This is a genomic window from Paludibacter propionicigenes WB4 (assembly GCF_000183135.1).
In the GTDB taxonomy this organism is placed as follows: Bacteria; Bacteroidota; Bacteroidia; order Bacteroidales; family Paludibacteraceae; genus Paludibacter; species Paludibacter propionicigenes.
The window spans coordinates 1,782,073-1,796,050 of sequence record NC_014734.1; the positions used below are offsets into that span (position 1 = coordinate 1,782,073).

The 13,978-nt window shown below is 39.7% G+C and carries 13 protein-coding genes; 2 read left to right on the top strand and 11 right to left on the bottom strand.

The annotated features are described in order from the left end of the window. Positions 1 to 19: 19 nt before the first annotated feature. The 9 genes from murG to PALPR_RS07535 all read right to left on the bottom strand — a co-directional run bounded on the left by murG (position 20) and on the right by PALPR_RS07535 (position 10,684). Positions 20 to 1,120 (bottom strand): undecaprenyldiphospho-muramoylpentapeptide beta-N-acetylglucosaminyltransferase, encoded by a 1,101-nt coding sequence (gene murG / locus PALPR_RS07495; RefSeq protein WP_013445014.1) that lies wholly within the window; start codon positions 1,118 to 1,120, stop codon positions 20 to 22. Positions 1,121 to 1,203: 83 nt separating this feature from the next. Further along, entirely contained in the window at positions 1,204 to 2,430 is a 1,227-nt protein-coding gene (locus PALPR_RS07500; RefSeq protein ID WP_013445015.1) for an FtsW/RodA/SpoVE family cell cycle protein, read from the bottom strand. 116 nt (positions 2,431 to 2,546) lie between these two features. Further along, the gene (gene murD / locus PALPR_RS07505) at positions 2,547 to 3,881 is read right to left on the bottom strand and encodes a UDP-N-acetylmuramoyl-L-alanine--D-glutamate ligase (RefSeq protein ID WP_013445016.1); all 1,335 of its coding nucleotides are present in this window, start codon (positions 3,879 to 3,881) and stop codon (positions 2,547 to 2,549) included. Positions 3,882 to 3,885: 4 nt separating this feature from the next. Continuing rightward, positions 3,886 to 5,151: a phospho-N-acetylmuramoyl-pentapeptide-transferase gene (mraY, locus tag PALPR_RS07510; RefSeq protein WP_013445017.1), complete on the bottom strand. Its 1,266-nt coding sequence runs from the start codon at positions 5,149 to 5,151 to the stop codon at positions 3,886 to 3,888. Positions 5,152 to 5,184: 33 nt separating this feature from the next. Then, positions 5,185 to 6,630 (bottom strand): UDP-N-acetylmuramoyl-L-alanyl-D-glutamate--2,6-diaminopimelate ligase, encoded by a 1,446-nt coding sequence (locus PALPR_RS07515; RefSeq protein WP_013445018.1) that lies wholly within the window; start codon positions 6,628 to 6,630, stop codon positions 5,185 to 5,187. A 34-nt stretch (positions 6,631 to 6,664) separates the two neighbouring features. Then, positions 6,665 to 8,800 (bottom strand): penicillin-binding protein, encoded by a 2,136-nt coding sequence (locus PALPR_RS07520; protein WP_013445019.1) that lies wholly within the window; start codon positions 8,798 to 8,800, stop codon positions 6,665 to 6,667. After that, the gene (locus PALPR_RS07525) at positions 8,801 to 9,187 is read right to left on the bottom strand and encodes an FtsL-like putative cell division protein (RefSeq protein ID WP_013445020.1); all 387 of its coding nucleotides are present in this window, start codon (positions 9,185 to 9,187) and stop codon (positions 8,801 to 8,803) included. 15 nt (positions 9,188 to 9,202) lie between these two features. Then, positions 9,203 to 10,162 carry a 16S rRNA (cytosine(1402)-N(4))-methyltransferase RsmH gene (gene rsmH, locus PALPR_RS07530; protein ID WP_013445021.1) on the bottom strand — a complete coding sequence of 320 codons (960 nt, stop codon included), beginning with the start codon at positions 10,160 to 10,162 and terminating at the stop codon, positions 9,203 to 9,205. Positions 10,163 to 10,222: 60 nt separating this feature from the next. Further along, a complete protein-coding gene (locus PALPR_RS07535; RefSeq protein WP_013445022.1) occupies positions 10,223 to 10,684 on the bottom strand; it encodes a division/cell wall cluster transcriptional repressor MraZ in 462 nt (153 codons plus the stop codon). Positions 10,685 to 11,039: 355 nt separating this feature from the next. Here PALPR_RS07535 and PALPR_RS07540 point away from each other — a divergent pair, with 355 nt between their 5' ends. Further along, positions 11,040 to 11,861, top strand: coding sequence for a lyso-glycine lipid O-acyltransferase GlsA (locus PALPR_RS07540; protein WP_013445023.1), 822 nt, complete (start codon positions 11,040 to 11,042; stop codon positions 11,859 to 11,861). Positions 11,862 to 11,869: 8 nt separating this feature from the next. After that, positions 11,870 to 12,313 carry a GNAT family N-acetyltransferase gene (locus PALPR_RS07545; RefSeq protein WP_041620329.1) on the top strand — a complete coding sequence of 148 codons (444 nt, stop codon included), beginning with the start codon at positions 11,870 to 11,872 and terminating at the stop codon, positions 12,311 to 12,313. Positions 12,314 to 12,333: 20 nt separating this feature from the next. Here the strand turns inward: PALPR_RS07545 and rimM are convergent, their stop codons facing one another. Next, positions 12,334 to 12,852 (bottom strand): ribosome maturation factor RimM, encoded by a 519-nt coding sequence (rimM, locus tag PALPR_RS07550; RefSeq protein WP_013445025.1) that lies wholly within the window; start codon positions 12,850 to 12,852, stop codon positions 12,334 to 12,336. Positions 12,853 to 12,952: 100 nt separating this feature from the next. Beyond that, entirely contained in the window at positions 12,953 to 13,972 is a 1,020-nt protein-coding gene (locus PALPR_RS07555) for a branched-chain amino acid aminotransferase (RefSeq protein WP_013445026.1), read from the bottom strand. Positions 13,973 to 13,978: the final 6 nt, after the last annotated feature.

Consider the following 13,978-nt stretch of genomic DNA (forward strand, 5'->3'; position numbering starts at 1 on the left):
CATCATCATTCAGTAACATTTACAACGCTACCAGTTTTAAAATCTCTTCGGCTATTCTGTCTGCCGAATCTTTTTCTGCCAGTTGAAGTATGTTCTTACTCAGCTTATTTAGTTGAGCTTCATCTTCAATGACTTCCATCATCTTGTCTACCAGTTGCGCTTTAGAATCAGTATCCTTTATCATAATGGCAGCATCTTTGCGTACTAAAGCAAGTGCATTCTGAGTTTGATGATCTTCTGCAACATTGGGCGATGGAATCAGAATCACCGGTTTTGCCAGCAAGCACAATTCTGAAATAGAACTTGCTCCGGCACGCGAAACCACCAAATCGGCAATGGAATAAGCCATATCCATGCGCGAAACAAAATCGGTCACCAGTAAATTGGGCGAGATGAAAGGTTCTGCCGCCTTGCGCGCATCTTCTATATAAAACTTGCCCGTCTGCCAAATTATCTGCACATCGGTTTCAGCTAATTTATCCAGTCCTGCAATTATACTTTGATTTATGGTTCGGGCTCCAAGGCTTCCACCAACCACCAAAATAGTCTTCTTTTTAGGATCGAAATTGAAAAACTTATAAGCTTCCTCAGTTTTAGATCCAACTGAAAATAAATCCTGACGAACAGGGTTTCCTGTCAATATCACTTTCTCCTTAGGAAAGAAACGATCCATGCCATCGTATGCAACACAAATGCGTTTAGCTTTTTTGGCCAGCAACTTATTGGTTACACCGGCATACGAGTTCTGCTCTTGTATCACAGTAGGAACACCCAATGCCGAGGCAGCACGAAGCGTAGGCGCGCTGGCATATCCGCCAACACCGATAGCGACATTCGGCTTAAAACGGCTTATAATGCGACGAGCCAACACCAGACTACGTAGCAGATTCCAAACCACCTTGATATTGCGAAGCATATTTTTACGGTCGAAACCACTGATAGGCAATCCTTCAATAGGATAACCGGCCGCCGGAACGCGTTCCATTTCCATCCTCCCAAGTGCTCCCACAAAAAGAATATCTGCATCAGGAAGTCTTTTTTTCAAGGCATTGGCAATACTGATTGCCGGAAAAATATGTCCACCGGTTCCTCCACCGCTGATAATGAATTTATATTTCATGATTGTAAGATATTGAACGCAAATTACACAAAATAAAGTGACTTATAAAACTTTCCACTTATTATATTGATTAACCTGAAGATTTACAAGCTTTCCAACTCCACCACAGGCATGGTATCCTCAGGCATCTCGGGAGCTTCTTCTTCCACCGGCAATTCTTCCTTAATCTGACGCGTGATCCCTAAAATTATTCCAAAATAAATACAGGTAATCAAAATTGAAGTTCCTCCGCGGCTAATCAATGGCAAAGGCTGACCGGTTACAGGAATTAAACTTGTTGCTACCGACATGTTTATATAAGTCTGAATAACAATCATAAGACAAAGCCCGATTACCAGAATGGCAGGAAACACAGAAGAGCATTTCGTGGCAATCTGCCCCGCTCGAAAGAGTAAAATGAGGTAAAGAATTATAACCAATATTCCACCAATCAAACCCATTTCTTCAACAATAATGGAATAAATAAAATCGGAATAGGCTTGAGGCAAATAATCGCGTTCAACACTATTACCCGGCAAAACACCAAAAACTCCGCCACGGGCTATGGCAATCTGACCGTATATTTCCTGACGGTTTTTATCTGTGATTACATACTTGCTGGCTTTTTCATTCTTATCAGAGTGCCTTTCTATACGAGCCACCCAAGTATATGCCCGTTTGAACATATGAGGCATTGAATCTTCAGGAATTGCTTTTACGGCACCATATCCTATAAACAATGAAACAAGTAAAATACCGGCCATTGAGCCCAGGTATTTCATGGATATTCTACCAATAAACATCATGATAAATACCACCACGAACAAAATGAACGCAGTGGAAAAGTTTTCCAAAAGAATGAGTCCGCAAACTCCGAGCAACATGATGACTGTATTCCTGAAGTAAATCCATTCGTCTTTCTTATTATCCCTGATTCTCGATATTAAATCGGCCGCAACGATAATCACTGAAAGTTTAGCCAATTCTGATGGTTGAAACTGAACTCCTCCTATAACCAACCAACGTGCTGCATCATTTTCGCTGTGCCCTTTAAACAAAACAAAAACCAATAAAGCCGCTGAAATGATAAGCCCGACATAAGATATAATGCGAATGTATTTGTAAGGCACAAGATGTACCGCGAAAGCAATAAGAACACCTCCGGTAAGGAAACCCACATGACGAAGTAACGGTGCTGTATGATTTGAAGCTTTGTAAGCCAAAGTACTTGATGCACTGTACATTTCAATAATCGAAAGAATGCACAATGCTATAAATACAATCCATAAAGTTGTATCACCTTTCAAATATTTTCTGAATAATGTTTCCATATTATTTATCCCAACAAGGAATTACTTTAAACATGTTTTGTACACCAAACCGTTCATATCCCGAGTTCAATTAGCCTCTTCTTCAAAAAGAAATCTCTTTTCTCAGAGTAATTTTATCAGAGATTTCTCACACAACTTTTAAATTGTTGTCCTCTATCTTCGTAGTTCTTGAACAAATCAAAGCTCGCACAACATGGAGAAAGAAGAACCGTATCACCGCTCTCAGCTAATCCGTATGCTTCTTTTACTGCATCTTCCATCGATTGAACATCAACAATACGTTCTATTTTTCCGTCAAAGAATTTATGCAGCGGCGAATTATCCAGCCCCATAAAAATCAAAGCCTTTACATTAGCCTTTACCAATTCTTCTATTTCCGAATAATCATTTCCTTTATCCGTCCCTCCCAAAATAAGCACCACAGGCGTTTTCATACTCTGAAGCGCATACCAGCAGGAGTTTACATTGGTTGCCTTTGAATCGTTTACAAAACGTATATTCTTTACGGTTGCTACATATTCCAACCGGTGTTCAACTCCTTGGAAATCCTGTAACGACTGTCTGATACTCTCTTTACGAACATTCACAATCGATGCTGCGAGACCCGCAGCCATGGAATTGTAGGTATTATGCATACCTTGCAAAGCTAAATCTGTTGTAGGCATAGTAAATAGAGTTTTTAATGTTTTTATTATCAATTCATCTTGTTCGATAAATGCTTTTGTTCTTTCGGATCTTTCAATGGAAAACGGATACATGGTAGACTGAATTTTACGCTTTGCCAATTCGGCTTTGATAACCGGATCGTTTTCCCAGAAAATAAATGAATCTTCTTCTGTCTGATTTTGGGTGATACGAAACTTGGAATCTACATAGTTCTGAAAATTATATTCATATCTATCCAAATGATCCGGCGTAATATTCAGCAAGATAGCTATATCAGCTTTAAATTCCGTCATTCCATCCAACTGAAAGCTACTCAACTCAACTACATAATAATCAAAAGTATCTGTTGCGACCTGTAATGCCAGACTTTGTCCTACATTTCCGGCCAAACCCACTTTTAATCCCGCATTTTTGAGAATATGATACACCAGCATGGTCGTAGTGGTTTTACCATTACTTCCGGTGATACATATCATTTTAGCTTTTGTATAACGGCCTGCAAATTCAATCTCGGAAATAACAGAAGTGCCAAGTTCGTGAAGTTTCTTCACCAGCGGAGCTTTTTCCGGAATGCCCGGGCTCTTAATTACTTCATCTGCATTAAGTATCAGGTTTTCGGTGTGCTGCTTTTCTTCCCATTGTATCTCGTACTGATCCAACAAGGATTTATATTCAGGTTTTATTGCCGATAAATCGGAAAGAAAAACATCGAACCCTTGCTTTTTGGCCAAAACGGCTGCACCGGCACCACTCTCACCTCCACCTAAAACTACAATTCTTTTCATAAGACTATCTGATCTTCAATGTAATAATCGTTATTGCTGCCAAAATAATTCCCACAATCCAAAAACGGATTACAATCCTCGATTCCGGCATTGCGTTTATCGGACGTTGGAATAAAGATACTATGCCCGCATTTCCGGGCTTCTGATAATGGTGATGAAGCGGAGCCATTTTGAACATGCGTCGTCCTTCTCCAAACCGGCGTTTTGTATATTTGAAATAACCTACCTGCAACACCACTGACAGATTTTCTATGATGAAAACTCCACACAAAATAGGAATCAACAACTCTTTACGAATAGCAATAGCAAATACCGCTATAATTCCGCCCAGAGTCAAACTTCCGGTATCACCCATAAATACCTGAGCCGGATACGCGTTGTACCAAAGAAAACCAATGGTAGCACCGATAAATGCTCCGGCAAAAATCAACATCTCACCGGTTCCGGGCAAGTACATGATATTGAGATATCCGGCGTAGTTCACATTACCCGAGACATAGGCCAATATACCGAGAATAACCCCTATAATGGCGGAAGATCCTGTTGCCAATCCATCCAAACCGTCTGTAAGATTGGCACCATTCGAAATTGCCGTAACAATAAAAATTGCCACTAGAACGAATAAAATCCAACCGTATCGTTGAGCATTAACCCCAGCCCATCTAAAAGCATCAGCATAATTCAGGTTATTATTCTTGACAAATGGAATGGTGGTTTTAGTCGATTTAGTGTCGTGTTTTGAATAAATCACATTCTCCACGCGCTGAGTTTTTCCTTTAACCTCTATATTTTCACGAATTACCACATCAGAACTCAAATACATTGTCATCCCCACTATCAATCCTAAACCAACCTGACCGACAATTTTGAACCGTCCGCTAAGGCCTTCCTTGTTTTTCAAAAACACCTTGATATAATCATCCAAAAAACCTATCAGACCCAGCCAAACCGTTGTAATCAGCATAAGAATTACATAGGTATTAGTCAAACTAGCCAACAAAAGCGTAGGCACCAGAATAGCAATAATGATGATAACGCCTCCCATTGTTGGAGTACCTTTTTTGCTCATTTGACCTTCCAGTCCTAAATCGCGAATAGTTTCCCCTATTTGTTTCTTTTGCAAATAATCAATAATACGGCGACCAAGCATAGTCGATAGCAAAAGAGCCAGAATAAACGCTAAACCCGTTCTGAACGAGATATAATTAAACAAGTGAGCTCCGGGAAAAACGTATATACTTTCTAAGAATTGAAATAGATGATATAACATAATCGTGTATATTAATTATGATTTATAATTTGATTAAAAGCATTTTCGAACTTCTTCTCTGTCGTCGAAATGGTGTTTTACACCTTGTATTATTTGATAATCTTCGTGTCCTTTGCCTGCAACCAGTACTACATCGCCGGCCTGAGCCAGCGCACATGCCGTTTTGATTGCCTCTCTCCTATCAACAATAGTCAGGCTTTTCGCTTTTTCAACCACATCGAGTCCGGCCAACATATCATTTAATATTTCCTGAGGTTCTTCAAAACGAGGATTGTCAGAGGTTAATATCGCCTTCCAACTACCATTTACTGCCTCGCGAGCCATCATCGGACGTTTTCCTTTATCACGATTTCCTCCACATCCCACAACGGTTATCAATCTACCATTGCCTTGAAGAATTTGATTTATAGTGCCGATGACGTTCACCAACGCATCGGGAGTATGAGCATAATCCACAATAGCTGTGTAGCCTGCAGGAGAATGTAAGGTTTCGAATCGGCCTGATACCGAATGCAATGAACTGATTATGCGCAACACCTCCAGTTCATCTTGTCCGAGCAACACAGCAGCACCAAACACAGCCGACAGATTACTGGCATTAAATTTTCCGATAAATGACACATTCACTTCTTTATCATTCATATCCAGCAACATGCCTTCAAAACCATGTTCCAAAATACGGGTTTTAAAATCGGCCATTCCGCGCAACGAATAAGTATATTTCTTCGCTTTCGAGTTCTGAAGCATTACCAAACCGTTCTTGTCATCTGCGTTAGTCAGAGCAAATGCATCAGTCGACAAATTATCGAAAAATTGCTTTTTAGCTTTCAGATAATTCTCGAAAGTAAGGTGATAGTCAATATGATCACGGGTAATGTTCGTAAAAATAGCACCATCAAATTCCAAACCCGAAATACGGTGTTGGTCTATTGAATGCGAACTGACCTCCATAAATGCATATTCACATCCGGCATCAACCATCTGAGCAAGCAAAGCATTCAAAGCCAATGCATCCGGTGTGGTGTGAGTTGCTTCTACAGCCAAGTCGTTTACATAATTGCAAACGGTGGATAATAAACCTGATTTATGTCCCAGTTCACGAAACAGCTGATACAATAGGGTAGCAATAGTGGTTTTCCCGTTTGTACCGGTCACACCCACCAAAGTCATTTTTGTTGATGGGAAATCGTACCACGCTGAAGCCATTTTTCCTAACGCATCGGAACTGTCCTCCACTTTTACATAGGTTATATTTGGATTTATCTCTGAAGGCAATTCTTCACAAACAATCGCTACCGCTCCGTTCTCAATGGCAGTGGCAATGTACTGATGACCATCCGATGCAGTTCCCCGCGTGGCAACAAAAACATTTTCCGCTTCCACTTTTCGCGAATCAAATTGAATTCCCGAAACATTAATATCAATATTTCCTATAGTTTTCAGCAAAATTACATTTTGCAATATATCGTCCAGCATCATGTTTGTTTTCTTTATTGATTTATAGCAAATTAATTTATTGCAGGTTGATTAAAATCAAACTTCCTTTTCTTGCCACTGTACCGGGTTTGATATTTTGAGAAAAAACCTTTCCACGACCCTGAACCTGAACATTCAATCCTAAATTTTCCAGAACATAAACAGCATCTTTCAGCCCCATCCCTATCAGATTCGGCACTGCATTTTTGGTCACAGCTATGGGTTCTACACGAGTCTGTTTCTCTGTGGCTATCGGCTTAACCCAGTCCTTTGAATGATTATCCAATGGTAACTTAAGCGCGTTCATCACTGTTTGTATTGCCTTATAGTAACCAACTTTAGTTTTGGGCATAAAGTCATTTTCTACGATTGAATCCGTATCCACATGCGACGGTTTTCTATTCGAATTAAGAGCTATAACACGCTCTGCAATATTCTTAAAAACAGAACCTGTCATGGTTCCACCCGAAGCGTAGCCAATACCCGGTTCACGCATAACCACAATACAAGAATACGTCGGATTTTCATAAGGGAAATATCCGCAGAATGCAACCTGATGTTTTGTTCCACCGGCTTTGTAACCACCTTTACCCTGCGATATTTGTGCAGTTCCTGATTTCCCTGCTATTCTTACATATTCAGAATGAACGCATTGAGCTGTACCCAATTTATCTTCCACAACCCCCAAAAGTGTATACCTGATATCTCTTAGTGTGGTGGGTTTGCAAATAGAAGGATTAATCACTTCAGTCGTAAATTCCTTTATTATCTGTCCATTTTTGCTTACCGATTTCACAAAAAACGGACGAATCAACTTTCCATCATTTGCTATGGCATTATAAAATGCCAACGTATAAATTGGCGGAATCTGAGTTTCGTAACCTACAGACATCCAAGGCAATGTAGTGCTCGACCATTCGTGTGACTTATCGTTAGGATGACGAATAAACGGAGCAGCAGCACCCGGTATCTCGATATTCATTTTTTCATTCAATTTCATTTCGTAGAGCTTATTGACAAACGCCGCAGGGTTATGCCCATAGGCTTTTACAATTGCCCTTGAAATTCCGATATTGGATGAGCCGTAAATCGCTTGTGCCAAAGTTATTCTATGATATCCTCCATGATTTGCATTGTGATCTGTCATAGTTCTGTCGCCAAACTTAAATTGACCATTATATGTATCAACCGTGTCTGTGATTCTCACTTTTCCATCATCCAAAGCTGCCATCAGCGAAGCTACTTTAAATGTAGAGCCGGGCTCAACCATGTCCGAAACAGCTCCATTTCTATTTTCAGTATACGAACCATCTTTATTCCGTTGCATATTGACAATAGCTTTTACTTCGCCGGTCTTCACTTCCATCAAGATAGCATAACCCACTGCTGCATCAAACTTCTTAACTCCATCGAGCAACGCGCTTTCGGCTATATCCTGTAAATCAATATCGATAGTGGTTGTTATATCCATCCCATCTACTGGCTCAACCTGCACAGTCTCCATGTACTTATTTGCAACTTTCTGGCGAATCGAAACACCCGGTGTGCCCCGCAGATTAACATTGAAACTCATTTCAATACCATTCTTACCTCCTTTGGACTCATCGGCATAAATATCTCCGATGGTTCTCGAAGCAAGCGAGCCAAATGGCCTTACCCGCCTGAAAAGCTCTTTCGTTATCAATCCACTTTTATTTCTCCCCAAGCGGAAAAGCGGCAAAGTTTTGAGCAGTTTTAGTTGCTCGTATGATATCCGGTTAGGAAACAGCTTAAATTCGCCATCCCCCTGCCTGTATGCTCTCGTCAGTTCTGCTTTATATTGATATGGGCTTCTGTCTCTGAAAAAGCTCGACAAATACATTGACAAAGAATCGATATTACTTTTAAAAAGTATGCCGTTCTTTTCGTGTAATGCAGGAACCCGTAAATCCATATAGACATAATATGTGGGGATAGAGCTGGCCATCAAACGACCATCGCAAGCATAAATGTTACCCCTGTTTGGTTTCACAACTATGTTTGATTTTACGTTCTTTGCGGCCAAAGCCATCCATTTATCCCGTTCTACAAATTGAATAACAATAATTCTGTATAAAACAAGAAAAAACGAAAGGCATATAATAATGTAAACTATGCCAAAACGTAGTACAATATTTTTACGTTTATCGGTCATTTATTTTGTAGGTATACTGTCCTCAATTACAATGGGAGGAGTGGTCGATTCAACAAGCGGCAACCCACTCTCATTCACTTTCTTCATCACATTCGATTGCCTGCTAATCTCCATTAATTCGGCAGAAATCGTAAGCGATTCGTACTTCACATCCTGTATCTTTTTTTTCAACTCTATCTCTCTGGCTTGCTGATTCTCACACTGATATCGATTATCCACATACAAAAAGAGCAGAACTGCTATCATGATTATCAAGCCGTATTGCTTCTGAAAAAACTTCTTTGTCAGAATATTACCGTTCAGAATATCACGAACTGTGCTCGATTTTATATCAGAAAAATCTTCACTTCCGCGTACGGCATCTACTATTTTCTTAAACCACGACATAAATTCCAATTCACGTTATGAATTTATCAATTCTGCTACTCTCAATTTCGCACTTCTTGCACGCGGGTTTCTCGCTACTTCAGCCTCGTCAGCCACTATTACTTTCGTATTTACAGCTTTCAACGGTGCCAATATATTTCCGTAGAAGTCCTTCTCCAGCTTTCCTTCAAAATTTCCACTACGAATGAAGTTTTTCACCAATCTGTCTTCCAGCGAATGATAAGTCAACACGGCCAATCGCCCTTGCGGATTTAAAACTTCTATACTTTGATCCAGCAAGGCTTTAAGCACATCCATTTCTTTATTCACCTCTATGCGCAAAGCCTGAAATACCCTTGCCATATCTTTCTTTTCTTTTTCTCTACCAAAGAATGGCTTTAAAACCTCTATAAATGGAAAAATCCGGTCAAACGGCGCACTGTTTCGTGCAGCAACAATAGTTCTGGCTATTTTACGGGAATTATGCAACTCTCCGTACAAATAAAACACATCGGCCAGTTGTTCTTCTGTGTAAGTATTTAATAATGCCGCAGCAGTAAATGATGATTTCGTATTCATCCGCATATCAAGCGCACCATCAAACCGAAAAGAGAAACCTCGTTCAGCTTCATCAAAATGGTGAGACGACACACCCAAATCGGCCAAAATTCCATCAACTTTATCAATTCCATGATATTTCAGAAAATTCTTCATATACCTGAAATTGCTTCGCACAAATATAAAACGTGGATCATCTATTGTATTTTTTATTGCATCCTCATCCTGATCAAAACCAAGCAGTTTACCATCAGCTCCCAGATGTTTCAAAATCTCGCGTGAGTGTCCACCACCCCCAAATGTAACGTCAACATAAACGCCATTCGGCTTAATATTCAAACCAGTAATAGTTTCATCCAGCAAGGCGGGTATGTGATATGCTATCTCCTCCGCTCCCGAAGTACTTACTGCATCAATATTTTTCTTTTTTATTTTCATTTCACCGGTTCTTAGTAGATTCTTAAATCCAGACTGAAAGCCTATTCAAAAATGGAACTTCTATTTCTCAAGAGGTTTCATCATGCGCTCTTTCAGCAAAGCTGCAAAATCTGCAGAGGATAGCTTCGCTTGCTCATAACGTGTTTTGCTCCAAATAGCAAAACGATCTATCATACCTACAAACAACACTTCGGCATTTTCAACACCAATCGCCTGTAAATTTTTCTTCGATATTAAAACCCTTCCCTGCGAATCGATATCCAACCATTCTGCATCAGACACGAATTGCATTAGCAAAAGCTGATCAACAGGATTCCATTCATCCAGTTTCGACTTAAAATCTTCTACCTTTTCGGTCCAAACATGCTCCGGAAAAAGAATCATGCAATCATTTTCAGCATCCTTTCTCATCACAACACGCTCTCTCTCGCCATTAGGCAACAATTTTCGATAAGCGGAAGGAATGAATATTCTCCCCTTTACATCGGCTTTTGCTTCGTATTTACCTATAAATGTTGACATAATTAATCGAGTTCACTTTTTCAACGGTAAAAGTAAAGAATTAATTTCATATCCCCCACAATTCCCCACGAAAAAATTATCAACATGTTTTATCCCGTGATTAACCTGATTTAAACAAGTTATCAACAGCTTGTCAACAGCCAAACCACTCATCCATAAATCAGATAACTATCTAATAAAAAGAAAATTATCAACAAAAGAACAAATATTACTTTTCTATATAAAAAAGTGGGGAGAAATAGTCAAATAAGACTCATTTTTTCAACTCCACTTTAAATCAACAATATCAATTTGCAGAATTTCTGAAACAAACCATTTTTTGTACATTTGCAGTTATTCGAAAATTTAAAACAATATGAGCAAAGAAGCACTTATAAAAATTGATATAGATAAAGTCGTAAAAGAAAAAGCCCCAAATACAAAAGTACCCAGATTTATAATCAATTATTTGCGACGGATAGTTCATGAAAAGGAACTGAATGAATTCTTTATCAATTACCCCGGATTAAGAAACCTGGAATTTATCGAAGCCGCTTTCGAATATCTGAATATTTCGTTTAAAGTCGAAGGAAAAGAAAATCTTCCTAAGGGCGGTAAATATATCTTTGCCGGAAATCATCCGCTTGGTGGACTCGACGGCATAACCACCGGATATATACTTGGGAAAGAGTACGATGGAAAAATTCGTTTTTTTTCGAATGACATACTTTTAAACCTTGAACCAATGCGCGAAATGTTTGTCCCCGTCAACAAGGTAGGCTCGCAAAGCAAAAACCACGCAGCCCTAATGCAAGAGCTTTACGAATCGGACAACAACCTACTGACTTACCCTGCAGGAATGTGCTCACGTAAAGTGAATGGCAAGATTATAGACCTGGAATGGAAGAAAAATTTCATCTCTAAGTCAATTGAATACAAACGTGATGTAGTGCCGATTTACTTTGAAGGCCGGAATTCCAATTTCTTCTACAACCTGGCCAACTTACGGAAATTCTTCAGAATCAAAGTCAACATCGAAATGATGTATCTGGTCGATGAACTGTACAAGCAACAAGGCAAATGCTTCACCGTTAGAATTGGCAAACCTATTCCGTGGCAAACATTCGACAAAACAAAAAGCCAGTCCCAATGGGCAGCATGGGTAAAGGATATCGTATATTCGATGGAAAAGAAATAAAATTTATCATGAATCCCAAAACTACTCACCAACCCGCCATAAGGAAAGCGGAAACGACGGATATTGATACTATCCACAATATACTGGACATGGAACCATTCAAGTACGATGATAAGATTCCGTATGAAAGATCATGGATAGAGCAATTGATCACCAATGAACGGTGTCTGACTCTCGTCTACGAAAGTGACGGACTAATAAGAGGCTTTATCAGTGGAGAAAAAATGGTGAGTGGCGCTATAATGATTTGGCTTTGCGCTGTAAGAAAAGAATTTCAGAACAATATAGTAGGAATAAAGCTCTATCATGAATTTGAAAGAATATGCAAAGAGACAGGGGTAAATGCTATTCTTGCTTACGGATACAAAACTTCGGCAGGAATGCTTGACAGACTGAATTATTTCTCAAACGAAAATACCTACAGAGAGTTTTACAAGCCATTAGCAGAGTAAAACGTCTCATTCAGGTAAAATCATAAGTCCAGTAAACCTTCCGGCAATCTCACGTAGATTATTTTCTTTTCGTGATCAATATCTTCAATATACTCTTCACCTGCTGGTATCAGTAGTTCATCATCCTTTGTAGGGATTACAAAAAGCACATTCTCTGTAGTTTGATCAACCTCCGAGATAACGCCAAGCAAGCCCTTCTCAGCATCCACCAAACTAAATCCCGCAAAGTAATCAAGCTCTATTTCGGCTGTTTCAACCTTCTCTAAAAACTTCTTTGGCAGATAAATCGTCAACCCATAAAAGCCTCGCGCTTGCTCTTCAGTAGTCACACCCTCTAACTTCAACAGACCCGTGGTACTTCCTTTGAAGCGATATTCTTCCAGAAAAAAAGGTACAAGAATTCCCTGAATTTCGAACACAAAATAAGGAACAGCCTCCCTGTCAAAAATATCGGATGTAAACGAAAAAGACATTTCTCCATTCACACCGTGAGGCTTATTTACCTGACCAATAGGAAATACGGAAGATTTTAATATCATAAGAAGAGTTGCGCCTCACTCCCCCGAAGGGGAGACTCGAAGGCTTTTGCTGAATATAAATTTATTCGAAAATAAGCTCCTTTAAAAGAATGCTGGCAGTTTATTCCACTACAGTTACCCAACCGTGCGTATCAGGTTCATCTCCATACTGAATTCCACGAAGTTTATGATACAACTTTTCGCTTATTGGACCCGGTTTACCATCATGCGAGAAAACATACGATTTCTTTTCATCGAAATCATCAATTCGCTCTATCGGGCTAATCACTGCAGCTGTACCACAAGCACCTGCTTCTTCAAAAGTTGAAAGTTCTTCTACCGGAATAGCTCTCTGCTCCACCTTTAAACCCAAATCATCCGCCAACACCATCAAACTTTTGTTGGTTATCGAAGGCAAAATAGAGGTAGACTTAGGAGTTATATAAGTATTGTTCTTTATTCCAAAAAAATTGGCTGCACCACATTCATCTATATATTTCTTTTCCCGCGCATCCAGATAGAAAATATTAGAATAACCCATATCATGTGCTCGCTGTCCGGCGACTAAGCTGGCAGCATAATTTCCGCCTACTTTATACTTACCCATTCCCAACGGCGCAGAACGATCATATTCACGCATAATTACAAACGGCGTTGTCTGAAAACCACCTTTAAAATAAGGCCCCACAGGAGTAACAAATACAATAAACATATATTCTGTTGCAGGCTTTACACCTACCTGAGCTCCGCTTCCAAAGAGTACCGGACGAATATACAATGATGCTCCTGACTCATAAGGCGGCACGAAACGTTCATTGAGCTTTACAGCTTTCAACACAGCCTCTTCAAACACTTCTACCGGAACTTTAGCCATCATAGTCCCTTCGCTGGAATCCTGCATACGCAATGCATTATCCTTCATCCTGAAAATGCGAATTTTACCATCCTTGCCACGAAAAGCTTTTAAACCTTCGAAAGACTCCTGACCATAATGTAGGCTGGTAGCAGCCATATGCAAACTCAGGTATTCGCTTTCGTGAACTTCCAACTCTCCCCATTTGCCCGCACTGTACGTACAACGGATATTAAAATCGGTTTTCATATAACCGAATCCTATATTACCCCAATCTATCTGTTCCATATCGAT

What these genes read in the sequence shown, in the direction of transcription:
- rimM (WP_013445025.1), bottom strand. Translation starts at nt 12,852, where the DNA reads ATGATATTAAAATCTTCCGTATTTCCTATTGGTCAGGTAAATAAGCCT.
- PALPR_RS07525 (WP_013445020.1), bottom strand. Translation starts at nt 9,187, where the DNA reads ATGTCGTGGTTTAAGAAAATAGTAGATGCCGTACGCGGAAGTGAAGAT.
- PALPR_RS07535 (WP_013445022.1), bottom strand. Translation starts at nt 10,684, where the DNA reads ATGTCAACATTTATAGGTAAATACGAAGCAAAAGCCGATGTAAAGGGG.
- PALPR_RS07515 (WP_013445018.1), bottom strand. Translation starts at nt 6,630, where the DNA reads ATGATGCTGGACGATATATTGCAAAATGTAATTTTGCTGAAAACTATA.
- PALPR_RS07540 (WP_013445023.1), top strand. Translation starts at nt 11,040, where the DNA reads ATGAGCAAAGAAGCACTTATAAAAATTGATATAGATAAAGTCGTAAAA.
- PALPR_RS07545 (WP_041620329.1), top strand. Translation starts at nt 11,870, where the DNA reads ATGAATCCCAAAACTACTCACCAACCCGCCATAAGGAAAGCGGAAACG.
- murD (WP_013445016.1), bottom strand. Translation starts at nt 3,881, where the DNA reads ATGAAAAGAATTGTAGTTTTAGGTGGAGGTGAGAGTGGTGCCGGTGCA.
- murG (WP_013445014.1), bottom strand. Translation starts at nt 1,120, where the DNA reads ATGAAATATAAATTCATTATCAGCGGTGGAGGAACCGGTGGACATATT.
- PALPR_RS07555 (WP_013445026.1), bottom strand. Translation starts at nt 13,972, where the DNA reads ATGGAACAGATAGATTGGGGTAATATAGGATTCGGTTATATGAAAACC.
- rsmH (WP_013445021.1), bottom strand. Translation starts at nt 10,162, where the DNA reads ATGAAAATAAAAAAGAAAAATATTGATGCAGTAAGTACTTCGGGAGCG.
- PALPR_RS07520 (WP_013445019.1), bottom strand. Translation starts at nt 8,800, where the DNA reads ATGACCGATAAACGTAAAAATATTGTACTACGTTTTGGCATAGTTTAC.
- PALPR_RS07500 (WP_013445015.1), bottom strand. Translation starts at nt 2,430, where the DNA reads ATGGAAACATTATTCAGAAAATATTTGAAAGGTGATACAACTTTATGG.
- mraY (WP_013445017.1), bottom strand. Translation starts at nt 5,151, where the DNA reads ATGTTATATCATCTATTTCAATTCTTAGAAAGTATATACGTTTTTCCC.